General features: G+C 53.3%; 20 protein-coding genes. 1 reads left to right on the plus strand and 19 read right to left on the minus strand.

The genetic code is table 11. From position 1 onward, the window contains the following. Positions 1-56 precede the first annotated feature (56 nt). The 9 genes from pelF to DW645_RS00760 form a co-directional block, all read right to left on the minus strand. Entirely contained in the window at positions 57-1,484 is a 1,428-nt protein-coding gene (gene pelF / locus DW645_RS00720; protein ID WP_118225818.1) for a GT4 family glycosyltransferase PelF, read from the minus strand. After that, positions 1,481-3,361, minus strand: coding sequence for a DUF2194 domain-containing protein (locus DW645_RS00725; RefSeq protein WP_118225819.1), 1,881 nt, complete (start codon positions 3,359-3,361; stop codon positions 1,481-1,483). Before DW645_RS00725 ends, pelF begins: the two co-directional genes overlap by 4 nt. Continuing rightward, positions 3,358-4,263 carry a hypothetical protein gene (locus DW645_RS00730; protein ID WP_118225820.1) on the minus strand — a complete coding sequence of 302 codons (906 nt, stop codon included), beginning with the start codon at positions 4,261-4,263 and terminating at the stop codon, positions 3,358-3,360. Before DW645_RS00730 ends, DW645_RS00725 begins: the two co-directional genes overlap by 4 nt. Then, positions 4,260-6,398 carry a DUF4118 domain-containing protein gene (locus DW645_RS00735; RefSeq protein ID WP_118225821.1) on the minus strand — a complete coding sequence of 713 codons (2,139 nt, stop codon included), beginning with the start codon at positions 6,396-6,398 and terminating at the stop codon, positions 4,260-4,262. The genes DW645_RS00730 and DW645_RS00735 overlap by 4 nt, the downstream gene beginning before the upstream one ends. 346 nt (positions 6,399-6,744) lie before the next feature. After that, the gene (locus DW645_RS00740; protein ID WP_117818377.1) at positions 6,745-7,413 is read right to left on the minus strand and encodes an RloB family protein; all 669 of its coding nucleotides are present in this window, start codon (positions 7,411-7,413) and stop codon (positions 6,745-6,747) included. A gap of 1 nt (position 7,414) precedes the next feature. Next, positions 7,415-8,632, minus strand: a complete 1,218-nt coding sequence (locus DW645_RS00745) for an ATP/GTP-binding protein (RefSeq protein ID WP_158550181.1) — start codon at positions 8,630-8,632, stop codon at positions 7,415-7,417. A gap of 443 nt (positions 8,633-9,075) precedes the next feature. Beyond that, positions 9,076-9,522: a DUF2188 domain-containing protein gene (locus DW645_RS10205; RefSeq protein WP_370448087.1), complete on the minus strand. Its 447-nt coding sequence runs from the start codon at positions 9,520-9,522 to the stop codon at positions 9,076-9,078. Between the two features lie 471 nt (positions 9,523-9,993). Next, positions 9,994-10,893 (minus strand): hypothetical protein, encoded by a 900-nt coding sequence (locus tag DW645_RS00755; protein ID WP_199576408.1) that lies wholly within the window; start codon positions 10,891-10,893, stop codon positions 9,994-9,996. Further along, on the minus strand, positions 10,880-11,392 hold the full coding sequence (locus tag DW645_RS00760) for a hypothetical protein (RefSeq protein ID WP_118225823.1): 513 nt from the start codon (positions 11,390-11,392) through the stop codon (positions 10,880-10,882). The genes DW645_RS00755 and DW645_RS00760 overlap by 14 nt, the downstream gene beginning before the upstream one ends. A gap of 853 nt (positions 11,393-12,245) precedes the next feature. Between DW645_RS00760 and DW645_RS00765 the strand changes: the two genes are divergently transcribed. Continuing rightward, entirely contained in the window at positions 12,246-14,612 is a 2,367-nt protein-coding gene (locus DW645_RS00765; RefSeq protein ID WP_118225824.1) for an RICIN domain-containing protein, read from the plus strand. A gap of 302 nt (positions 14,613-14,914) precedes the next feature. On the opposite strand, the gene DW645_RS00770 is transcribed toward DW645_RS00765, so the two are convergent. From DW645_RS00770 to DW645_RS00815, 10 genes are all read right to left on the minus strand, one after another. Continuing rightward, a complete protein-coding gene (locus tag DW645_RS00770) occupies positions 14,915-16,144 on the minus strand; it encodes a Coenzyme F420 hydrogenase/dehydrogenase, beta subunit C-terminal domain (RefSeq protein ID WP_118225825.1) in 1,230 nt (409 codons plus the stop codon). A gap of 12 nt (positions 16,145-16,156) precedes the next feature. Then, positions 16,157-17,560: a lipopolysaccharide biosynthesis protein gene (locus tag DW645_RS00775; protein ID WP_118225826.1), complete on the minus strand. Its 1,404-nt coding sequence runs from the start codon at positions 17,558-17,560 to the stop codon at positions 16,157-16,159. Then, the gene (locus DW645_RS00780; protein WP_118225827.1) at positions 17,560-18,636 is read right to left on the minus strand and encodes a polysaccharide pyruvyl transferase family protein; all 1,077 of its coding nucleotides are present in this window, start codon (positions 18,634-18,636) and stop codon (positions 17,560-17,562) included. The genes DW645_RS00775 and DW645_RS00780 overlap by 1 nt, the downstream gene beginning before the upstream one ends. A 46-nt stretch (positions 18,637-18,682) precedes the next feature. Further along, positions 18,683-19,669: a glycosyltransferase family 2 protein gene (locus DW645_RS00785; protein ID WP_233540677.1), complete on the minus strand. Its 987-nt coding sequence runs from the start codon at positions 19,667-19,669 to the stop codon at positions 18,683-18,685. Further along, on the minus strand, positions 19,669-20,661 hold the full coding sequence (locus DW645_RS00790; protein WP_118225828.1) for a glycosyltransferase family A protein: 993 nt from the start codon (positions 20,659-20,661) through the stop codon (positions 19,669-19,671). Before DW645_RS00790 ends, DW645_RS00785 begins: the two co-directional genes overlap by 1 nt. Then, entirely contained in the window at positions 20,661-21,773 is a 1,113-nt protein-coding gene (locus DW645_RS00795) for an EpsG family protein (protein WP_158568643.1), read from the minus strand. The genes DW645_RS00790 and DW645_RS00795 overlap by 1 nt, the downstream gene beginning before the upstream one ends. Further along, positions 21,770-22,783 carry a glycosyltransferase family 2 protein gene (locus DW645_RS00800; protein WP_118225830.1) on the minus strand — a complete coding sequence of 338 codons (1,014 nt, stop codon included), beginning with the start codon at positions 22,781-22,783 and terminating at the stop codon, positions 21,770-21,772. The genes DW645_RS00795 and DW645_RS00800 overlap by 4 nt, the downstream gene beginning before the upstream one ends. Continuing rightward, entirely contained in the window at positions 22,784-23,890 is a 1,107-nt protein-coding gene (locus tag DW645_RS00805) for a glycosyltransferase family 1 protein (protein ID WP_118225831.1), read from the minus strand. Then, complete coding sequence (locus tag DW645_RS00810) at positions 23,891-24,640, minus strand: sugar transferase (RefSeq protein ID WP_233540678.1); 750 nt, start codon at positions 24,638-24,640, stop codon at positions 23,891-23,893. Between the two features lie 81 nt (positions 24,641-24,721). Next, positions 24,722-25,312 (minus strand): hypothetical protein, encoded by a 591-nt coding sequence (locus DW645_RS00815; protein WP_118225833.1) that lies wholly within the window; start codon positions 25,310-25,312, stop codon positions 24,722-24,724. Positions 25,313-25,416: the final 104 nt, after the last annotated feature.

Consider the following 25,416-nt stretch of genomic DNA (forward strand, 5'->3'; position numbering starts at 1 on the left):
AACAGGCCCTTGCGCCTAAACAGGCGCTTGAGCTCAAAACCAATTCCGGCCACCGGCTACTCCCCCTCTCTGGGCAGGCTAAACGCACACGCCGTCTCGTCGTACAGCGCGCGATAGTTGGCGAGCATCTGCTCGTGAAAAAAGTACGTGGCAACGCGACGCTGCCCGCGCTCCCCCATCTCAATGCGACGGGCGCGGCTCACGCACATGCGCTCCATGGCATCGGCCAAGCCCTTGCGATACATGGGCGGCGTCACAAAACCCGCCACGCCAAAGTCGTCGCCCGGGGCGCCTTCGAGCAGCTCGCGACAGCAGCCCACCTCTGTCGTCACGCAGGGACGGCGCGCTGCAAGCGACTCCAGCACGCTGAGCGGCTGGCCCTCGGAGATGCTCGTCAAAATGGTAAAGTCGAGCTTTTCCATGTACTCGACCACGTTGACGCGGCCGGTAAAGATCAGGTCGCGCACGCCCAGGGTATCGACCAGCGCGTGGCACTCAGCGCCGTACTCCTCGTCGTCCACGCCGCCCATAATGTGCAGGCGCACCTTGGGCAGGCGCTCGTGCAGCTCAAAGAACGCATAGATCATGGTCTTGACGTCCTTGATGGGCGCCAGGCGCACCACCGCGCCAATGTCCACCCAGCCGTCATCGGGCTTTAAGGGAATGTCCTTAAAGCGGTCGAACTGGATGCCGTTGGGAATGACCAGGCATTTACCCGCATCGCAGCCCATATCGATCTGCGTCTTGCGGGCGTTATGGAACAAACTCGTCACGCGGAAGGCGCGGCGGTAGATCTCCTCCGAAAGCAGGTAGAAAAAGCGAATCCAGCGATCCTTAAACGACGGCACCACCCAGTCAGCGCGAATGATCTCTTCCTCGCGCTCGCGGGTATAGATGCCATGCTCGGTCAGCAGCACCGGCGCATGGTGAACGCTTGAGCCCAGGCAGGCGAGCAGGCCACCGTAGCCGGTCGAGATGGCATGGTACACATCGGCCACCGGCACCTCGCTGCCCAACAGGTAGAGCACGGGAAGCAACATGGAGCGCATGGTGTGGAATGCATCGGCAAAGGGCGTGTAGGGGTACTCGGCCAGGCACACGTCGCGGAAGATGTCCATAAACGTTCGGCTCTGCAAAAACGAGAGCGGATGCACGCGACGGCGCTGAAAGATATCGAACAGCACGTCCCAGTCCGGATTGGAGAGCGACACCAGGCGGCGTAGCGCCTCGCGCTCGCGGTCGTTAAAACTGGTTTCATGTTGCTCGCCCGAAAGCCGCAGGGCGTCGTCCAGGAACACCTCGTGCACCTCGACCACGTTGCCGGGCAGCTCGTAGACAAACTTGCCGCGGTCGGCAGCATGCGCGCCAATCACCCACAGCACAAACTCGTGCTCGGGCATGGCCTGGATATAGCCGTGCATCCAGGTGGACACGCCGCCGTGCACATAGGGGTAGCAACCCTCGAGCACCAAACAGATTCTCATTTGTCGCCACCCTCCTTGCGCGCAATGGTCACCGTCTTGTCCGTGGCTTTGACCAGGTACAGGTCGCCCGTCAGATGCGTAATCTCGCCACCCGCGACTGCACCCGGCTCGCCGTTATTGGCGCGGAACATGAGCCACGCTTCGTCGTGGAAATTGCCCAGACTGAGCGTCCAGGCATCCTCGTCTGTATCCACGCTCACCGTTACGGACGAAAAGCGCTGGATGGCACCCGAGCATTCCGAGCCGGTCTGGCGACGCAGGTCGGGCGCAGACTTGGTAAGCCAGTCCAGGTAGTCGTTCAAGCCGCCCTTGTAGACCTCCCAGCCCTCCGTAGCGCCGCGATCGGGATCGAGCAGATCGTCCGGGTGCATAAAATGCGTGCTCACGTAGTGCATGTTGAGCTCGGACACGGCGGCCAGGTGCATGTAAGAATCGCCGACCATGCCGCCCGAGACAATACGCGGCTGCTCCACAATGCCATCGCTCGCCACGCCAAACTCCTGCACGTACGGAAGATCCGTGCCATCCTCAAAATACGTACTGGCGATGGTCTTAATGCGCGGAACATCGGTGCCGATAATCTTGCGTGCGCGGGCCGAAAGGATGTTTGACGGCGGCACGTAGACCGAGCCGTGCGCGTTGGGCAGCACCTCGTCCTGGAAGGCGATAAGCTCGTTGAGCGATGCGACAAGCGTCTCCTTGTTCTTCCACGTCTTGTAGTCGTACAGCGTGCCATAGTCGGTGTCCCAAAGCGCCAACGGCTGATGGTTGTAGCCGTGAAAGCCCAGCTCTCCGCCCATCTGCAGCAGCATGCCGCCAAAGTAGCGGAACTGCGTGGTATCGGCTTGGCGCGCGGGCTCGCTCTGGTTGACCGCGTCCTCGTAGTTTTCGATCATCACGCCGGTATAGCGAATGCCGTATTTTTGCGCGAGCTTTTGCAGATCGGGCCACCAGACTTTGGTATAAAAGTCGGCAATGGAAAGCCCGTAGTCGCGCTTGATGTAGGTGCCGTCGCCCGAGGGCACGGGGCTGGGAAAGTCGTCCAGGTAGAAAACGGCGCTGTTGATGACCGGATAGGCCGTGGCATCGCCCAGCAGGCTGATCGCCGCGGCGTAAAACCCACGCATGACCTTGTCGTAGACACCGATATTGCACACCACGGTGCGTCCACTACCGCAATCATTCGACCAAATGAGCGGCGAGCCCGCATCGCCGGTCTTAGCCCACATATGCGCCGTCTCGCGCAGCGAAACCGAAAGCGACGAATCAAAGGGATCAGAGAACTCGTAGCGTTCTCCCCCGCCCAGCATAAAGTCCTCGCTCGGCACAATGCTTTCGGCTTTTACATAGTCATATCCGGCCGATTCAATGCCAAGCTTGGGGGCAATCACTTGCAGATAGCTCGAGTTATCCGGCGTCATGGCGAGCATAAGCGAACCGCCGGCACTCACCCAACTCATAATATCGGTCAGGTGCGTACCGAGCCCGTCGAGCGACGGCATGAGCAAAATCACGCGATCGAAGGAGGTCAGCGAGGGAATGGCGTCCGCGCCGTCCAGGGCAAGGTCCACGTCGCGGTGCGCGATCTTCATGTCGAGCAGGATCTGGTCAAACTGCTTCTTTACTTCCTCAACGCCCGCTTGGTCGGTATCGGTAATGACCAGGCATCTGGGCTTTTGGCCAAATATCGCCGAGGAGGCCGGCACCGCATCGTTGGCGGCAAGCATCCCCAGCTTATGTTGGCCCGCACTGTACTGCACGCCGGCGCGCTCCACCAGCAGCACGGCGGCCATGGCAATAAAGACCGCCCACACCACAAGCAGGCCCATCCAGCGAAAGTGGCCCGCACGGTCGCGGATATGCTGCACCACGCTCATCGGGCCTCCTCTCCATTGCTCCAAAACGCCAGCTCCTCGCGGTTGGCGGCGCTCAAGTACACATGCTGCTTGTCAATCGCATCTATCACGCGGTGGACTTCGTCACCGTCGCGGCGCATCACCGCCAGGCGCAGGCAAAGCATCCAAACCTCCTGCTCCTCGGGAACGTCGAGCACCAGCTGATCGGTCACGGCCTGCGCCTCGTCGATCTGGTCGACATCGGCCAGCGCCGCGACATACCGAATACGCAGCTCAACGGAGTCCTCGCGCTCGCAGCGACGCGCAAGCAGACGCGCATACTGTTGGCGCTGAATCTGAGCCACGCGTCCCTCGGCCAAGCCCGAGTCCAAGTATTCACCAAGAAAATCGCAGTATTCGTTGAGATTATGCGCGCTCGGGTCGGTCTTAAAGGCACGCTCCAGCTGCTGCAGCTTAAGGTCGGACTCCTTGGAGATCTGCGCCACCGCCGTTGCGGCATAGTGCGCCACCTCAACGTCGTCGTTAAGCTTAGCCGCCTGTAGCTGCGCCAGATACGCATCGGGCTCCTCGGTGAGCATGGAGAGCATTAGGCGGCGCCGGTCTGCCGGGTCGTTGACGATGAGTGCCTCCTCGAGCGGGATCACGCCTGCATCGGCTTCACGGTCGTGCACCAAGATGTTGCGATGCAGCTCATCATTAATGCGAAGCGACTCCAACGTGGCGTCCTTGAGGTCCGCGCCAAACAAGGCGCTGCGCACGGAAAGCAGCACCACCAGCAGCGGGCCCCACAACGGCACGAGCACCATCACGGCCAGCATATGCCCGCGCACCGGCAGCAGGCCCAACTTCATAAGCGTCCACAACACCAGGCAAACCAGCGCATGAATCAGCAGCAAGACGGCAGCAACGACAAGCGAGATCAAGCGACATCCTCCTCACCGTCACCGGTGTCGGCAATGTGCTGGAGCAGCGCCACAATGTCCTCGCCGTCGACGGGCTCCACCGCAATCTGCTTCGCGCTCAGGCGCTCGCGGATAATGGGCAGGTCGCACACCTTTGCCTGGCGCATAAGCAGGTAGAGCACGTCACCATCGACCAGGCCCGCCGCATCGTTCTCGCGAATAGCCGAACCAATCGCGCCCACCAGCTCGCCGACAGGCTCCATTCCCGGCACCACGCGCAGGAGCAAAAAGCTCCCCATCTTGCCGTCCGCCAGCGCCTGCTCGGCCGCGAGCTCTTGGCCAAAGGCCGCCTGCTTGAGCACGCACGTGCCGTCAACGCAGCGCTTGTCCTGCGCCACGGCCTCATAGTCAAAGGCACGCCCCAGCGCACTTTCGACCAGTCCGCACAAAATGCGGAACAGGTTTTGGTAATAGAGCGTCATTTGATTCTGGGCCGCACGACGCACAGAGATCAACACGGCAGGTGCCCCGTCGCGCTCGATCGTGTATCCAAACATGGGCAGCCCCGGCGTCAACTCGCGATTTACCCACAGGTTCGAACGACCCCCGCCGCCCAAAAGGGGCGCAAGCTGCTCAAGCGAGAACGAGCGCGTGGCGTCTTCGGCAATCACGGGACTCGCCGCCACCAGACGTGCAAACGCCCCGCCCGAAACGTGGTAAATCGCCACCGAATCGTTTTCGAGAATCTCACCCATGAGCTCGCAGCACTTGCGGTAGATGTCGCGCGGATTGAGCACGTCGAGCTCTTGCGTCACGGCAAAGATCTTGCCAAAGCTATCGTGGCGCCCCACAATCTGGCGCTTGTATGTGCGCTTGTCCTCGATAGCATCGTGATAGAGCTGCGTGAGGAACGTATTGCGATTACGCACGAGCTCGTTTTGGTCGCGCTCCACCTTAATGGCCTCGCTATTGCGCAGCTGCACATAACCGCACACGGCACCCACCACAAAGTACGCGATAAACGGCAGCCAGTTGGACGACTCGTAGAACAGACCCTGGAAGGTATAGCCATACTGGGTGAAGTAGCTCACGGCCAAACCAACCGATGCCAGCAGCGCCGCAACCAGGCCAAAGTCCAGGCCATACAGTGTGCCGATGAGCACAACGTAGAGCAGGCGATAATCGAGCACATTGAGCTGGGCTGATTGGGAGAATAGACGCTCCAGTACCTCGAACAGGACCCAGGCAACGCCCGTCTCCAGGCATTTAATAGGCAGCGTGCGCAACTGGATACGGTCGATGGCGGCGCGCAAGGGGTTGACCTTCTTTGCGCGGCCAGTATCCCAGCGAGCCTGAATAGTCGAGAGGTCGCGCAGCAGGTCGTAGCGCTGAAACCAGCCATAGCGCACGCGAGCGACGTCGCTGGCAGGCAGGGCGTAGCCGGCAGAATCGCCATAGGCAACTGAGAGCCCTGGGAACAGCGCCTTGAGGGCGTCGCCCACCTCACCCACCGTGTGATGGAAGGTATCGGCTACATCGAGCGTCTCAAAGTTACCATTCCAGCTGTCGAAGATACGGCGTACCAGCACCGAAAGCTCCTCGGCACACAGCAGGGGAAACGCCGCATCCTGCGCGCCCTGCAGAGCGGCCGATCCGGTTGAGCATGCGTCGAACAGCGGCACCAAAAACGGGTCCTCCAGCGCGGCAGACGCGGTATACAGGAACGGCACGCGCAGGATCTTGGTCTGAACGCCCTCGCGAGCAGCGTAGTAGCGGCACAGGTCGTTGGCTGCGTGCGCGATAATGCCCTTGCCCGTTCGCCCCGCGGCATCGGCGGCACCCTCGGCACCCGCGGGCCCCGCTACATACAGTAGTTGGACCCGGCGACCCGCGCACGTACGAAAGACCGAGCGCAGCAGCTCGATATCGCCCACGGTACCGGTATGCGGGGTAAGGAAATTAGACAGGTAGACCACGCGGTCGAACTCGTAGGCCTGCTCCAAGTGCTGGAGCAGCTCTTTCCACGAGGCATGGGGCGACGACTCATCGCGGCGCGCTTCCTGCGCGGCTACAACCTTAACGTGGTCCCCAGGGAATGCCTTGGCGCAAAAGTCATCGTCAACATATGCGGTGTTGCCAACAACCAGCACCTCCATGGCGTACTCCTCCCCTAAAATCCACTTCTGTCATAGTCAAACATGCGTATTTTACGCTGTCAACGCGAGTTGGAACGCCTTTAAGGCTGTTTTAAGAACTTTTTTAGAGGATGTGGGGACATCAAGAGTGCTAAATGAGCGACCAATTCGGAAGTGGGGTGAAAAACCGAGACCTGTCGACCAGACCCTAGTTTTGGGCACCCGCGACCTGCGGTTTTGTTGCCTGAAATCGGGCTATGCTCGGCGAGTTTCGATTTTTCTCCGCACTTCTCCTACGCACCGGATTTGCAATCGCGCATCACAATCCGCCAATCGCCCTAACCGGAAAGCCAATCCACAGACTCGACTAGCCAGCCAGATACGGCCCGATTACATCGAAAATTTCGCCCACCTTAGTTGCAGGGTTTTGCGCAGATGGCTTAACGTTACCCAGCCCCCTATGGTATGTGACGAGGCGCCCAACACGCTGCAATGCCTCGCCTCGTTTGCCGTCCACCACCTCGAACAGCCCGTCCAAGTTCTTGCGGTACTCGATGCCCAGGTCTCTCGACATCTCCTGCGCGAGGGCATGCTGGCAGTCGGACGCGGACATATGCGCGGTCGTGTAGCGAAAGTGCAGAAGAGGCCACAGCTCGAAGCAGGGGTTCGACCACAACGCATGGAAGGTCCTCGAACCATCGGAGAGCTCGTCGCATTTGCGCTCCATCGCGTCAAAGTCGGACGCAGGAAAGTCATCCTTGTCATACACGAGCCACACATGGTCGAATGTCTCGGGCGCATAGCGGCAGTGTTCGACGGCAAAGTCAAGTAGGTCAAGTGTATGTTTGCCGGTCCCCTTAACGACAATGGCAACCTTACGCTCGTTCGCCGCACCCAACGCCGCACGCACACCCTCAAAGTAGCGAGGCTCGGTCTCCTTGCCCTCGCTCACTACAAGATGACGCGTCATCTGAACCATGCGCGAGCGGCCCTCTCGTTTGCCGCTACGCCAGCCCTTCGACTTCTTCGCCACCATGCTAATCCCACTCCTCGATGCGGGTGAGATACGGATCGGCGCCGTAGCGACCGGACAGGTATTGCTTGTCGAAAGCCGCGTTCTTGCTTACCAGATTACCGTTTGCCTCGTGGATGTCGGCGAGAGACCACAGTTGGCTCGCCTCCCCCTCGCCGCGCGCAGCGAACCATATCTCGTCACGGCGGAACACATCGTTTCGCATGGTTGACACATCCTGGGACGAGAAGATGAGCTGCGCGCCACTCTTGTTGACCCCAGGATCCTTAAACAGCAGAATCACATAGCGAAGAAGCTTCGGGTGCAGTTTGGCGTCGAGCTCGTCTACCACAACGGTGCCACCACGCTCAAGCGCTGTCATCAGATACGCAGCCAACCCCATGAGCTTCTGGGTTCCGGCAGATTCCTCGGATAAACGCAGCTCGTACGCCTTGCCGCCCACCTCGTGCCTCACGAAGACGCGCTGGCCGCGCCACTCCGGCGCCCTCTCCACTCTGAAGCCATCAATACGTACATCAACGGCGCGCAAAAAACGCGTGACCTCGGGTGAGTCATCCTCATCGAGCAATTGTTCGAGCATCTGCTCCAGATAGGAGCTGTTATAGTTCAGGAACACCCCGTCAAGAAACCAGCTGGCAGCCTCCTTGACCACCGGCGCGTCAAAGTTGATGCAGAGAAACGACAGGTACGGCAGCCTCGGGTTGAATCTCGCAGCCGTCACGAGCTTACGCAGCGTGGGACCGAGCTCAACCTCTGCGCCCTCACGCTCGAACAGCATCGCCGTGCGTGACGCTCCCAATTTTCGCCGCCATAGGCCTTCGGACACGATCTCGTCCGCATGCACGGACAGGGCATAGCGGTACTCGTGCTCACCCGCGCGATAGTAGAGCTCGAACTCGGTGGGCTCGGCAGCAGACACGTCATCGAACTCAAACGCAGAGCAACGGGGTATCGAAGGACGGTTACCCTCTGGCGCATCAGTGCTGGCAGACAGCAATCTGATCGGCCTGGCCACCGCCGAACGAATGTAGTCAAGCGCCTCGAGCAGGTTAGACTTGCCGCCAGCGTTAGGCCCGTACACCGCAGCCACCGGAAGAAAACTCTGCCCGTCAGGGCACTCTATGAGGGAGCGCTCGAACTCCCTCATCGATGTTGCCTGCATGGAAAGCTCAGTTTCGTCGCGATAGGATCTATAGTTCCTGAAGGTAAACTGGCAAAGCATCGGCCTCAAAATTCCTTTCATTGTTTTGAAAAGATATTTCAGGGTTTTTCTTTGATTATAGACTTTAAGTAGGCTAAATCAAGTGCTTGCTACACCAATGACAGCAGGCGCAAGGTGCAAACCGCCCATACTCGACCATCCCATTGCCGGAATGGCATTTAGCAAGCACGTCGCACATTACATGCATGAAAAAAGGGCAACACTCTCTAACAGAAAGCGTCGCCCTTAAAGCTCCCGAAGAGCTTTTGTATTGCGCTATATACTATACACCTCAATTAAGTGTATCGTCATACCGCACAACCTCGTTTTCAAAGCGCCCAAATATGCGTTTCAATGCGATTATCGAATCGACAGCATCGTTTACAACCTTCACTGCAATGAAGAAGTCATTTAACGACAGTGGGCACACCATTACGGGCCGTTGTCGGCATGGAGCCGACCCCTTATCCCCTCGGTGGGAAGGGGTCGTGGCCATGGGAATCCCTTGCGCGGATTCTGCCGTCACGACGATGGATGATCAACTCCGACTCTTGATTAGAGCAAATGCGTCGACCGAGCTTTATTGCCTCGCTCTGCGTTGTCGTAACGAAGAAGGCGCGACTTGCCCCTTCACCCTTAACCTGCCAATTGCCATCCGAACGCTTCGTAATGTGCTGATTTCTACCTTTCATAATCACCTCGCCTTCAACTCTGAATTTACCGATGTGTCTACAGCATGAGATATGTGACAGAAGCCCTCGTGCCGTTTTTTCAAAAGTGTAAGCACTGGCGCGGACAAAAAACGAAGCGCACACAGCAGGACCGTTGACCCACCTGGCTTTCTGGTCGCCCCGCACACCCAGGCGAAAGAGCTTTGGGACACTGAAGTTCGCACCCAAAGAGGCGTACATTGGTAAGCTGACGGACGAACGCCTCTATATAAACGCAGCCAGCTACTACCATGATCTACCCGGCGAGCAGGATGATTCATTGGAAGCGTCTTTAGCGTACGGGACGGGTATCTACGCCAGCTGGCTCTTGCCGTTTTCCGCATGTTCACGGTGCGAGAGAGCGACATCGTTGACAGCACATAACATTCCCCGCACGGCAACGTCTTTTACGGTGCCTCAAATCTAAGCTCAACCGCCGAGGCATTCCAGGGCATCCCGCGTAACCCTATTAACAAAACGCCTAAATACACATCATTACACTCATGAAAAAAGGGCAACACTCTCTTGTCGAAAGCGTCACCCTTAAAGCTCCCGTAGAGCTTTTGTATCACAGGACAATATCCTACACCATCTCAATGAGATGAAAGGACACATCTAGGCCTGTCGGGTAAAAGCGTGGGCAGGCCACGAATGAACGAGACGACAGCAGGACTAACGATCACCGCAATCAAAAGAGCCCAAATAATGCAGCGCACCCTTCACTCGCGGAGCATTAGGGTCTTCACCCAAGAAATTGACGCTATAAGAAGGAGCTCCAACATAGACATGAGTCTTACCGGTCTCGCAGCAGAACAAAATATCGCCAGCGCTGTTCTGTGTCAAAGTGTTGTAATTCGAGTAATAATCAAGCTCGTCTGACGGGGCTTCTCCTACAACAATCAACCGAGGCTCCAACTTATCCAGCCATGTCTTAGGGACGCGACCGGACTTCCGTCCATGATGCGGCGCAAAAAGAATGTCCACAGGCGAAAGCGCAATGTCATCTTCGATCGCCTCCATGTAGTCATTCTCCATGTCACCAAGCCAAAGCGCACGGACCCCTTCATCAAGAGAGTAGACAATCGCAGGACTAATATTATTGGGTTTATCAGAGCTTTCGGCATCCCGCAAAGCATCCCGGAAGGTCTCATTATTCACATCGGGCCAGAGGACGCTAATCCCAGCAGAACCGCGCTCACCATCAGAAACGTTCATCCATTTGCGCTTACACCCCTTGTATATTTTGTAAGCGCACGACGACTCCTTCAGATCTTTATACTTTTTGAAACTCTCAGTCTCCGTGGACTTGGAGACATTATTGTCAACGTAATAGAAATTCTTAATAAGCCCGAGCTCATCAAGATACTCAATACCCTGAATATGATCTTGGTCCGGATGCGTACTGATAAAACGAACGACGCCCTTTTTCCCTGCAAGGTTTTTGACCTCATCAAGGATTTCCGACTTACGCTCATCGGTAATATTACAGTCAATCATGCTGAAGTTATCAGTATTGTGATTGATATAAAACATGTCGCCGTTATCAACGGACAGAGACTTAATCTCGCTCATGGTTATCACACTCCTCAAGATTGAAGTTGATTCGTTTTTCTACATACCGTTCCTGCTTGATCCAGGAGGCAACAAATAAGGCGATAAAAGAGCACAGCGCCGCTGGAAGCCGATGAGATTCCGGCAACAATGATGCAAGCAGAATAATTACGAGCAGGACACCGGCCCCCGCCAGGCTGCGATACATATTTGAAATCATTAAGAGCTGCCCGACCTTTGGATCGCGTTTCTGAGCATATGCAAAGGCAGAATAGTCCCGCTTTCCGGTCGGTTGTAGTTTGCGGACCAACGGTTCAATGCAAAGAGAGCCAATCCGCGACGCAATAAGACCGAGAACATAACTCATCACAAATAGTGCCAGCCAGTTAGAGCAGTCGATACAACTGCCCAACGGCATCTGACTGACGGAATATGTTACGAGTGCACCCGGTAAGAGCACATTGAACAGATCGTAAGCAGAGATTTTTCCAAGCAAATCATCTAGATAGTTATTGGCCAATAATTACGCACCTCCAAGAATCCAAAAGCCATCCTTCGCATTTTTTACAAACTAACCCACCCCGCCACGCAAGTGTCAGGTTCTTGAAGAAGAACTATTTGGAAATGATTTGAACAAACGGGGGCGCATACTGCTGTTGACCAATAAGCGCACACGCCCCTAAAGAAATTTAATGGACCATCAATATGGCCTCGATTTTGACAACTATTCCATCCGACTCCTTCCGAACGATTAGGTTGTAATGGGGAAACGACGCTTCTCGTTGTTTCAATTGTAGCCCTTCGCCAGTTCCATATCCTGTTTTCTTTTTTGATGATGAGCACAAGATGTTGTGTTTTAACAGGTAAACGCAGCTAAAATAATGCGGAACTTATTCACGCGAAATTACGAGTCAGCTCATCCCCTTGTAGACAGCACCCTTGACCTGCATGAAAACATAATTAGACTCAATCGCTTTCGCCCGGTACAAAGTCATCCACATCGAATACCTGTTCGAAATTAACAAAAGATTTTGCTTGACCAACATGTTGAGACGCCCGCTTATTGCCCGGTCGTAAGCCGCAATAAACTAGGCAGCAGCCTCGCGGACTTTTCCTGGAAAGTCTCGGTGTCGAGTCTCGAAGAAGCGGAAGACGGCCTCATGTTGAAGCTACCGCATTGCGTATAGTCAACCCAGCACAGGTCAGAGCACCGCCGGGGACTAAAGCGGGCCTGCTCCCCTCCCCAACATTCCCCAGAAAGCTCGCTGATGTTGACTGGGGTTCCCGTAAAATAAACCCCAACAAAATATGTGCGGAGTGCTGGCCTGGAGCTGCCTTCGGACCCTATTGGCTGCTCACCGAGAGGCTCCGCTATGAAACGACCCCTTTACTACCTGCTCTGCGCGATCGCGTGCACGTCCATCGTCGGCGCGACGTTGCCCATGGCGGCCATCGCGGAAGCCATGCAGCCTCAAGAAACCGCCGAGCAGCAGGCGCAAGCCGACGCCACGAACAGCGACGCAGGCAAGGCTGAAGACGGCGCCAACACAAGCACGGCAGCAGATACCGAAGAGGACAGCACCGCAACATCCACCGGCACCAGCGCAGCCAACACGGAAAGCGCCGACGGCACCCCCACCACGCCCGGCACCACCGCCGCAACCACAACCCCCACCCCATCCCTCCGAGCCCGTACCACCCCCGCGCACGCCGCAATCTCCACCACGTCACAAACCGGCTACGCCCACTCCGCCACGGCAACCCAAAACGGCGTCACCTTCACCGTCTCGTGGAACGACGCCCCCGCGGGCACCGCGACGACCTTCCACGTAACCCAGACCAACGGCTCGTCCCAGGCCAAGGCGCGCATGGACGTGCCCACCTATTGGGACGGCGGCAGCCAGGAAAGCGTCTGCGACCCGTCGCGCCCGGCATGGGCCAGCTACTACAGCCTGGGCACCGCGGGCCACGACTTTACCTTTGACTTCACAGCATCGGGCACGTACCGCATCTACTTCTACTTTATGGACAACGACAGAAACGACCCCCAAAACGACAAGGGGATCTACTACCTGCGCACCACGGCAGAGGTGACCGTAAACGACGCCGCCCGCCCAAGCGTCACGCAGATTGTCAACAATGCCGTAACCCAGTGCAGGCAACAGACAAACGGCTCGGAATACGACATGGCGCTTTGGCTCCACGACTGGACGCTCGACCAGCTGGAGTACGACCATGGCCTCAACTGGTGCTCGGCCGAAAGCGGCCTCACGCGCCACCAGGGCACCTGCGAGAGCTACCAGCGCATCTACTCCAAGCTCCTTGACGCCGCGGGCATCGCCAACGGCCGCATCACCGGCAACGGCCACACCTGGAACGCCGCAAAGATCGACGACAAATGGTGCCAGATGGACCTAACCTGGGACGACACCAGCAACAACTGGTACGGAGACCTGGACCAGCGCCATCTGTACTTTGGCCTGACCGACGAGCTCATGGCAATCGCCCACTCCGACCACACGGCAAACTATCAAAAGGCCGACTACGCCTATCGTTCAACCGACCTGTCCAACAATTACTTTGTGCGAAATGGCAAGGCCGATGAATGGGCCGAGAAATATGCCGACCGCATTCAGCAGCACCTGGATGCCAAGGAAGAGGGCTTTTCCATCAATGCAGATAACCAGTCCTTCCCGCCGAGTATCTCGGGGATTCAGAACGGGATTGTTGCTTATGCGATGAATCAGAGGGAGTGGAAGACTGAAACTGACCAAGCATATCTAAAAGCGGCATCAATAGTCACCACACAAACCAGCACTACTTGGATTGCTACGTTCAAATTCACGGCAAAGTTCTTGCAAATCAAACCAGCCGCTACACCGGTTTTGCCCAACGGAATGTATTCCATATACTCATGTCTCGACCAATCAAAAGCCCTAGACGTTCGCATGGAGTCGAAGAACGATAGGGCAAATGTACAGCTATGGCAAGATCACGGCGGCAGGCAGCAAAAGGTCAACCTCCAATTCCAAAATGACGGCACTTATCTAATTACGTTCGTTCATTCAGGAAAAGCGCTGTCTGCTGAATCAAATCGTGATGGATCAAATGTTAGCCAGTCGAATATAGATGGTTCCGATTTACAGAGATGGGTTATCGAACGCATGGGGGCAGGATATACGATTAAAAATAAGGCAGCGAACCAGTGGTTAAATGTTAGAAGAGGCGACATAAGAAACGGCACAAATATTCAAACTTGGTCAAATGGCGGTGTGGCAGAAACAATCTTTAATTTTGTTCCAACTGAGCTCGATGCACTTCCAAACGGTAGGTACGCCATAAAAACCAAACTTGACACAACAAAAACAATCGACATTCGTTTGGCATCCCAACATGATTTTGCAAATGCTCAAATTTGGACTGACTACAACTCCCCAAATCAATCAGTTGATCTCAGAAGACAGAAGGACGGATCATACGCATTTATTTTTGCGCATTCAAAGAAGGCGCTAACAGCAGAAGCTGTCAAAGACGGCGCAAATGTTTCGCAGGCAACATACACCGGTTCAAATCTTCAGCATTGGAAGCTATTAAAACATAATAACGGATTCACCGTACAACTAGCTGGATCAAATGAATACTTAAACGTAAGACTTGCAACGGCGAGAGATGGAGCAAATGTTCAAACTTGGTCAAACGGCGGATCAATGGAGACGCTATTTATATTTGAAATGAGATAGTTATTTCATTATTACGAAACGCATTTTTAGAGTGATGCACACATGATATGACCCGCCGTGACGCAATCGTGGCGGGTCATATTTCACCGATTCAGTAAGAACAAATTAAATCAATGTCAATAATTTTTTATCGTGCAAATTACATCATGGGACGCTCGCCCCATACATGCGGAATTAGCATTGAAAAGCTAATTATAGAATATCCATTTTCTAACAATTATCCCTTGTTGGTCCTTTGATTGCCCAAAGGCCCAACAGGGGATTACGATTGAGCAATGAGACAAACTCGAATAAGAATGCAACTATTTACTAAGAGCTTTCTTGAGTACGTTGATCGCTGACGCAGGCAAAACGGCCCGCAAGGCTTTCTTGGCATAAAATACAACGCCGCGTTCACGTTTCTTGTAGAGTCGCACCACAGTACTCCAGCCGCCATTGGCATATGCGTCAACATACAGCCGCCTATCCTTGGGAAGAACGCTCGGATGACGTAGCTGATCGTTGCCCTTAGCGATGTCGTCAAATTCAACGGGGTACAAGTCCAGAGCGTTGCTTGATTCGATGAACTCCCTACCGCGGTCGTTATTCACCAGCAAGCAGGAAACACCCTTCATCTGATTAAACTTCTCGGCGTCCTTCAGAACGTCAGGCCTGTTTACACCGACACCCCAAAAGTCGCCGATGGTAAGGTCGCCGGCACGAAACCTGCCTGCATAGGGGCACTCATAGCAGCTGTTGCGAAGCGTCTTGAGGTTCAAGAACATGTCATAGTAGAGAGATTTCGACGCAGGAATGGTGACCTCTCTTCCGTCCTCAAGAAGAAGAAGAAGAAGAGAGTGCCCCCAGCCCTCGCGCTTACACCTAAACCGGAAATCGACCACGGGAGACCCAAGCTGTTCGCCATAGTCCTCAACACAGTCCGCGAACATGCGACCGGAGGGGACACCGTGGCAGACAAGGTCAATAGTCGTCAGGCCCTCATAATCGCGCACGAGGAAACCCCTGAGGCCAGCGACCTGGCAAGGCGTTCCGCAAAATAGGACACGCGTCCCCTCGCTCAGGTCCGTCCTGATGTCGGCGAAACAAGATCCGGCGTCACTCTGGACATATTTAGAGTTAAGAAGCGGGCGAAGCTCATCGACGCTCGACGCACGACGATGCCGCACCCGAAGCGAACCCCCCTCGCGCTCATAGGCGGCGCCATATGCAACGCCGCCAGCAGAAATAAACTCACGCGCGACGGCGCCAAAAACACCACCGGAAGCGGACTCCGAAACATCGTCCCTACCGGCGGCGGCATAGAACGGCCCAACGGAATTAGAGCCTATCCCCCGGTTGAGACCGCAAGCCCTAGTGCACGCGCCGCAACCGATGCAGAGATCGCTGTCAATCATAGGAAGAACAAACCCGTCCTTACCCTCGGACATGGCAATGGCGCCTTTCGGGCAAACGGCAGCACACGCCCCGCATCCGCAGCAATGCGTTGGCGACTCAAATAGTGTGGGAACCTCGCCCCTTTTCACAGCAGACATGCAGATATCTCCCTATTTGCAAGCCGAAAGTAGCTTACGCAGAATATCGGCGTTCATATAGACGGAAAAAGCCAGCGCAATTGCAAGGCATGCAATGGTGCTCAGAATGCCCGCGCCGTAGGCCGACAGATAATAGAAAACGAACACGCCCAGAACTGATGCCAAGATCAAAGCCTGCTCGCCTCGATCTTCGGCAAGCTTTGTAAACTTGGCGACTTTAATCCTACGGTACTCATTGACCACAACCATCGCCAAAAGCGTAGCAACCGATGCGCCATAAAGGCCAAAGTGCGGAATCATCACGATGCACAGCACCGCGCAGAGGATAGCGGATACGACTGTGGTGGTTCCCATAATCCCGGTCTCCTTGTGTGCAGTGAAAATACCGCCGTAGAAGCCGGAAATATTGCTAAAGTACGTTGCCAGAAGCAAGATTGGGACATAGAGCAGGCCCTCTCCGAAAGACCCCTTAATCAGCACGCCGTAGACAACAGGCATGAGTGCCGACATGAGTAGCACGACGCTCATCATGAAACGTCGCAAAGCTCGGTACACAGAATTATAGAAAGCCGACTCGTCCTCATCGGAGATAAGGGCTCGAGCCGAGCTCTCCTTCCACGATTGATAGAAAAAGCCATATACCTGGTCCATGACACCGGGGAACTTGTACGACACGGCATACACACCGGCGGCGGAGGCCCCGAGCGTGTTCATGATAATGAGCCTGTCCAGCAGGTTATTGATAGTCCAGGAAACCTTGTTGGGGATGAGCGGAAATGAATACCGTAGAAGGTCGCGAGCGTAGGAAATGGAGAAGGTCGACGGATCGATATAGCGCCAGAGCTTCCGCATGACCATGAACACGAGGGCAACACCGCCCTGAGCAATGACCGTAGCAGAGAGCATGCCAACCACCCCCCAACGAAGAATGGCGATGAAGAGAACGTTGAGCAAGATGGTAAGGGCACTCGCGGTGAAGTTCATAACGGAGTAACCCACGGTATCCCCGAAACCACGTAAGACAGCAGAAGCCATCTGCAGAAGCGCACCGGCAACAACAAGCCCCACAACCCAGCCAGCATTTTCGGGCTTAAAGAGCAGCCATACCAGAATCGCCAAGACCGTAAAGGATACACATCCGGCAAGAAGAACAACGCATGACGCCGTCACAGCTTTAGCCCGACCCTCGTCTGTACGACAGTCGATGAGAAATCGAAACAGCGCTTCGTCCATAAGCAGGGAAACGGCAGGGACGCAAAATAGGGCAATCGTGTTGATGTAGTCAACGGTGCCGTAATCTGCCGTGGAGAGGACGGAGGTATATAGAGGCAGAAGAAGAAACTGCACAAGCTTCGTCGCCATGCCGCCGACGGCAATAATTCCCGTATTTTTAATAAGTCGGCGTGTCTCCCCCATTACGAAAGTGCCTTTCTCAGATATTGCCAAGAATGCTCCCGAAGGCCGCCAAGGGCCAAATCTACCTTGCCCCAGTCAACCGGAGCAATGCCATCGGCGCAAACCAAGGAGACGCAGCGCTCGCTGATCCCCAGGTTATACAGCAAATCCCTCATGCGCGCACCGCTTTTGTCAGTAGCGAAGACTCTGAAGGGCTTATGGAAAAGCACCGAAAACACAGTCGCATGAAAAGAGTTGGTCAGTACGAGTGAGGCATGAGCAATAAGCGAGATGAATTCGCGCGGCCCGATCCCGAATAGGTTGATCGAGTTAGGAATGGGTAGGTCCCTATCCGAAACATACGCGAATCGCACTCCCGAATCGAGCGCCATTCGACAGGCACTTTCGATAAGCTCAGAACAGTCACGCAGTAGATAAAGAAAAGCGTACTCTCCGTCAACGACTGCTTTAACGCTCATGTCCGCATAATCCGAAACACCAAGCAACAGCGTGGGGTCTAAAACAACATCTATGGGTTTATCCACTAGCGGCTGAAATAAAGGAAGCGTTTCCTCCTCACGAACGGAAAGATAATCGAATTTGGACAGAAGAGACGCAACTTTTTCTTGATCGAAATTCTCGGGCTTGAAAGACGTGTGGGCGAGGCTAGGAGCATAGGCGATACGCCGTTTATCTCCCGCAAAAGAGAGAAAGAAGGGCTCGACCACACCGCGAGTACAATCGAGATTCCAAATCTGATCACTACCGCAAATAAAGCAATCGAACTCAGCGGCTAATTCGGCCAAAGCACCTTCTTCATTAGATGAATAAGCCTTATCAGTTAGGGAGAAATAGTCATTTGCGAAAGAGTTAAACGCAGACCACCTAGAGTGAAAAGATTTCCAGTGAGTTAGCGTTCTCAATAGCTTTCTCGGATGACGAACCTGAATTAAGCTGTATTGTTCGTAGTCTAATGCTCTGTAATTTATTATTCTGACTTTATGACCTTCATTTACAAGGGCAGTCCTCAAAGCATAAGCCTGAAGCGCTGATCCGAAATTCAACGCGCCATGGAAAGTAATAATACCGATATTCATCTTCCAACCGTTCTTTAATTACTTCCTCGCTCTTGGTTAACGAGGTTTAATTATTTTTCATTAAAACAGAGGAGCCTAGACTGACTTTCTTGAACTTGCCAGTAAGACAGGCAAGCAAATTAAAAATCACAGGGAAATAAACTGCTAGATAATACTTAACCTTAAGGCCTGCCTTGAGTAACTTGGCATAATGTCTATAACTAACTAGACGTTTTCTCACGATGCGATAGCCATCATCGTCATAAACGCCATGACGAGCAAGCAGCGAGAGAACACCCAGGGAATGACTGGCAAATAGTTCAAACGCCGGCATAACACGCCCCATAGATTCTTCGTTGTCTAGTATGGCGGCATTAACTGCCGTCGCTTCTACGTATTTTGACACAGCTGCAGAGTTGACAGCTGAATCCGAGCGAGTAATCAAATACCGATATAAAGGCTTATCAATAACAGCAATATCTCCAGCCGCGATCCACCAGAGTCTATATAAGAAATCCCTATCTTCAAGCAAAGATAACGACGTATCAAACCTCGTAGAACCAATCACGTCTCTCCTAATTACATGAGCATAGGGATAAAGAAGGTCGCCACATTGCAATGGACCAAGAGACTTATCTTTGCTTACGACGGGTGCTGGAATTTGACCAAGAACGTTACCGCTCTCGTCAACTTGATCAACAGGGAAAACAAGCATACTGGCACGCGTTGAAGCAATGCAGTTTACTAACAATCGTACTGAATCGGATAAAACCGTATCATCGCTGTCGCAGAACCAAATATATTCGCCGTGAGATAATTCAATGCCAGCATTTCGCGCAGCCGAAACACCGGAGTTCTTCTGATGAAGGGCTATAACTCTCTCATCTGCCGATGCATAGTCATCGCAAACGGCAGCAGAGCCGTCAGTCGATCCATCATCGATTAAAATCAACTCAAAAATGGTGCTATTCTGCTCAAGGATAGAGTCTATGCATTTCGGCAAATACTCTTTTGTATTGTAAACGGGGACAATAATAGAAATTAGAGGCATCATTACTTTAAAACCTCCACCAAATGAACGACGAAGCTAGCCAAACTTCTCCAGTTATGCTCCAGAGCGATGGCTAACAAACGATTATCAAATCTCAGTCTCTCCCTACGAGCGCGTGAAAAAACATATTCTTGTGACATGGCCGCAGATATTGATGAGAAATTGGCCTCTTTTTCACGATCATCCGAGTCAGAAAGCTCACTAAGCTTCAGAACATAGAAATACTGATTCGTTTCACCCAAAATAGCCATGGAACGACAAGCATCGCCCCATCTAGCGGCATACTCAGCAAGCCTACGATTGACCTGTACAATATCCTCTAGCTGAGAAGACTTGTAACATGCTGTACTTGCGGATTCATTAGGACGATAGTAGTAGAGAACGTCGTCGAGCTGAGCAAGAGAGGCGCAGGAATCGACAATCGGGAGCAACTGAAGTAAATCCTCGCCGTGCATAAGGCCTTTATACGCCCCATATGTTGCATCAAGATCTATGCAGCTAAGTCGAATGGCTTTGCCACACAGATTATTAAAGCGACCCTTGCAGACAAATTCCTTTACCAGTTCAAACTGAGCCCCATTGTATAAACCCTCAGGCAATTTATCACGGTTAAACCCATTGCCACTAAAATCCTTCTCACGGCTAAACAAAAAGGAAACAATGTCAGCATCGGTTTTTTTGATGGCTTTATCTAAAATTTCAAGTGCATCATAACGAAGGCAGTCGTCCGCATCAAGAAAAACAACGTATTCACCTTTAGCATGTAGAAGCCCTCTTCGTCTTGCAAGAAGAAGACCCTGATTTTCTCCGGTCAGAACAGTGGCGTTATTTGCTCTCAAAGCGAAGTCTTCAACAAGCGATAGCGTCGAATCAGTCGACCCATCATCTATAAGGATAACCTCATAATTATCAAAAGACTGAAGGGACACAGAAGAAAGGCATTCGCTAAGGTAACGCTCGGCATTATATGCAGGAATGATAATAGAAAAACGCATTAGTTAATTCCCAATAAGATTGAGGTGTATGGATATACTTCGTTACCGCCGTTGATCACAATCGTTTGAATAAAGTAAGCAATAAGTAAACAAATCAGAAGTAATGCGCTGAAAGGAATATTCCCTTCGTCTTCTTTTGCAAGCTCTGATCCAAAAAGCGGAAAGAACGAAATTAGATAATAAGAGAACCGCATAAGGCTATCAGCAATAATATTCAGCTGCATCGCCAAGACGCCAACAATCGAAATAATTGCAAATATAGATTCAAAACCGACCGACTTCGCCTTATTCAAGCGTGATCTCCGATTAAATAAATATATCAAAATAGTTCCACAAAGTAACACCAATGAGGAGTAGTTAAGCCTCGTGCCAGAAGCATTGACCTGATAAGAGTAAGAGTCTTTGAGACTCGAGAAAAGCATAATCAAGCGATTTCCAAAGACAAACGCGGAACCAAAAATTAATGCCACAGCTAAAAAAACAGCGAACCCCTGAGCTTTTCCAAAGAAGGCAGCCTTACCACCAATCGAACGAACTGATTGAACAGCTGGCCAATAAAATAGTGCAACAACTGCAGTTTGATGAAACAGAATTGCAGATGCCATCACAACCGAAAGAAATATCAAAGGCTTCCTTTTTTCAATAAATATAAATGCCGGAACGCAAAGCGCCACGGCAATCATTTGCTTCATAGCGTTAAGTGAAATTGGAAACAGCAGAAGCATATATACGGCAACAGCAGCCCAAGAGGAATCCGGATACATTTTTTTTGCAAAGCAACATATCGGAAAAACGGTAAACGCTTGGATTAATCCTAAATAAATCTCAAATGTTCCCAACTTGGCAATAATCCAACTGAGCAAATTAAAGCCAAATGCCGAAAGCGACGAATATTCAGCCAAGAATAATCCCAGACTAGCATTCTTGGCGCTATAAAATGTCCAATAGGCATAGGTCATTACATCGGTTCCAACGGATGTATCTCGAACTGCCGCAAATAAGCAGGGAACAAGCAATGCGGCGACAAATAAACCAATTGAAAGGCAACCGCGTGAACGATCTGATAGAAAGGCTAGTATTACCGGTAATCCTAAAATAGCGAAGTAAATCATTGCATCAGTCCCACGAAACGGCAAATCGAGCAAAAGAACGTAAAGGGAATTCGTCCCAAGCATGAAATGGCTGCGGCAAAACGCTCGCGCTTACGAGCAAAGGGATCTAAAAGAACTGTGGTTCGATATCTTTTGATTACATTCCACAGCTTTTCGGAGTCAACGGAATTTGTGTCAGCTTCACTTGTGGAAAAACAGTTATTAGCCTGCGCGAACACCATCCTGCAAACAGAGAAACAACGAGAGGCCGCGGCTGCTTTTAAATCGGGATACCAATTGCTTATGTCTCGATACAACTGATCAACGATACTAAGTGCAGAATGTCCCTTAATATGCTTATATTCCTGTCGAATAATGCTATCGCCCCTCATGCGATATGCATATAACTCACGGCAATCAACAACTGCTACAGAATCGACCTTATGAATAATTTTATAAATGCTGGCAAGATCCTCGTAATAAAGCCCTTTAGGGAAAGGATCTATGCCCAGTGGCGTCTTTGCGTAAAGGCGCCACTGGGCACCGGTGTCCAGCGCCTGATATAACATCAGACGCTGGACATCGGGCGAAGGCAGAGCCTTCGCAGGCGCCACGGGGCCAAGCGACTTAATCAACGAGCAAGCATCACCGTCATTGAACGATTTACCAAACGGAACAGCAGATATCTGACACCTCGTATCAAGACAGGCGTTTAGAAGGATCTCGATAAAAACGGGAGAAATGTAGTCGTCGCTGTCAACGAAGGAAATCCAATCCCCCCGAGCAATGCGCAGTCCCGCATTACGAGCGTCAGAAAGGCCACCGTTTTCCTTATGCAAAACGGTAGTTCGATCATCTTTCGTCGCAAGAACGTCACAAAGCTCGCCAGATCCATCAGTCGAGCCGTCATCGACGAGAATAATCTCGATGTTTTGATAGCTTTGACGGCAAATGCTATCAAAACACTCCTGCAAATAAGACTTAACGTTATATACCGGCACAATCACCGATACTAAGTTGCTGTTTGGCATCTAATTCCTTGAATAGAGATCTAAGTATTTCTGAGTTAATCGTTTACCTTGCAAGTCAATGTTGTAATCAGCGAAAAGCCCGCTTGAGATAGAAATTCGACTTTCATACGAGAATGGCGAGAGTGAATTGATCTCATTGGCCCACACAGTAGGATTGTCAATCGGCAGGAATTTGCACTCCCCCGTCACGTCCACTTCACGCGTAATCGCATCACTAAGCAGACACGGCAGACCAGACACCTGTGCCTCGACACCGACGAGGCACAGGCCTTCGTAAAGGCTTGGCAGAACGAACGCATCAAAAGCCTGGTACAAACGATTGACATCATTTCTCTGCCCCAAAAACTTAACGTGCTCGGTAAGGCCGCGTTCGTCCACCAAAGCCTTTACGGAGGCCCCGGCTTCGCCGGTGCCGACAAGCAACAGAACAGCATCATCGCGGCGTTTTGCGACCTCAGTAAAAACGTCGATCAAAAACGCATGGTTCTTCTGAGCAGTAAAACGTCCCACATGCCCAATGGCAAACTGGTTGCCAACGAGGCCCAGATCGGCTCGCGCTTGCGCGCGAGCCTCAGCATTGAAGCGGAAGCGGTCCAAATCAATTGCGTTGTATACGACCTCAAAGTGCGCGGCTTTACCAAAAAGCCATTCACCGGCGAATTGACTGCATGCAAATCGGTGTGTTGGATACCGATTCGATTGCGTTTTCAGCACGGCCTTCAGGGCATTCTTGGCATACTCCCCCTTACCACTCGTAGAATGGCTATGGGCGATACGCACGGGGACGCCCGCCTTCTTCGCGGCACGAAGCGGAAAGACCGAAAGCGCGTTGATGTGACTGTGGACAATCTTCCAGCCCTCTTGCTTAAAGAGACGCTGAAGCTCTCGCTGGTATTCAGCTACATGCTGATAAGGCGGAATCTCAAAGACCCTGCCACCGAGCGATTCAATCTCGTCACGGGGAACAAGCGTCGAATCGGAATCAACAAGAAAGTCAAACTGCACTTTACCGCGATCGATGTGGCGATAGTAATTCATAACGACAGCTTCGACGCCGCCGCCAACCATCTTGCCAACAACCTGAGCCACCCTAACCGGTTCAGTCATTTAGCAAGCACCTCCACCGGTAAAGACCTCAACGACCGTGAGGAGAACAATCTTCAGGTCCGTGATTGGGCCGCGCTTGGCGATGTACTCCAAATCACGGCGAACCATCCCGTCGAAGTCGGTGTCGTTGCGGTCTGTGACTTGCCACCATCCGGTGATGCCGGGCTTCACGGCCAGGCGCTGCAGGTCATACTCGGTGTACTGCTCCACCTCGCGCGGCAGCGGCGGGCGCGGGCCCACGACGGACATCTGGCCCAGGAATACGTTGAGGAACTGCGGGAACTCGTCGATGGAGTGCTTGCGGATGAACTTCCCGATCTTGGTGACGCGGGGGTCCTCCCTCATCTTGAACATGGCGCCAGCGATCTCGTTCTGCTCCTTGAGCTCGGCGAGGCGCTCGTCGGCGTCCTTGTACATGGAGCGGTACTTCCACATGCGGAAGGTGGACAGGCTGCCGTCGGGGCGGGTCTGACCCACGCGGATCTGGCTATAGAACGGGCTGCCCTCGCTCTCCAGACGGATGAGCGCCGCCAGCACCAAGCTGGGAATCGCGATTACGACGAGCACAGCACCGCTGAACACGATGTCGAACGTGCGCTTTATGGCCCGGTAGGCCAGGCGCGAGCGATCCCAGTCCATAATGGATTGCATGGCCTTGTAGCGGCCGGCGCCCTCACGCCGGTCCATGGCCTGAGCAATCAGTACCGCCCCCGCGGGCACATTGCTCTCTGTTACTTCTTTAGCAGCCACAATAAAACTTACGTCCCTGTCCCCAGGAACCCCCCATCTATGAATCCAAAATGCGAACGAATTGCCGGCGCAACGTCTCCCTTACGTTTTGCTGGGCACGTCTAACGGAAGCAGCTCCCTAAATGTGGAGTCACCCTCGCCCACGTCTACCAGGCACCAGCGTTTATGACGGTCGATCTTCTTTACACGGGCCTCTTGCCCCACCAAGGGGCCCTGTTCTATGTGCAACACGCCGTCTTCTATGCGCGCAACGCTGTTGCGCACCACGCCGTCGTCGTCCAGCACGCTGCGGTACCAATCCTGCGCATCGTCCGGCATGGGCATGTACGCCCGCTCCCTACTGCCGGCGATGCGGCAGCCAAAGCTCAGTTGGGCCAAAGCCCTATCGAGCGCAGCGGCATCGTGCGTGGCGACAAAGAAATATTCCTTGTACATGGGTTTGGTTTGGAGCGACCAGGCGCCGTCCCGCTTAAACCAGAACTCCTTTTGCATCACAAAAGCGTCCTGCATCAGCTCGTGCGGGATAATGCAGCGAACCTTTTCGCATGTCTCGCGCTCTTTTCCATGGGGGGTGTGGACCAGATACCAGCGGACGCGGCCGTGCTGGCTGTAGGTGGTGGCGCCGTTAAATGCGCCCGGCAGCTGCTCTTGGCGCCGTGCCGTCTGTTCCATGTTCTCGCCCCCTCTTTTTGGCTTTGCGATGCACATAAATGCAGGGGCGTTTAGAACAGGCTTCTCGCTCGCAGCTAGGCGCAGTCGCAAAAGCACAGGTTTTT

The sequence above is a fragment of the Collinsella sp. AM23-17 genome (assembly GCF_003470945.1).
Taxonomy (GTDB): Bacteria; Actinomycetota; Coriobacteriia; order Coriobacteriales; family Coriobacteriaceae; genus Collinsella; species Collinsella aerofaciens_O.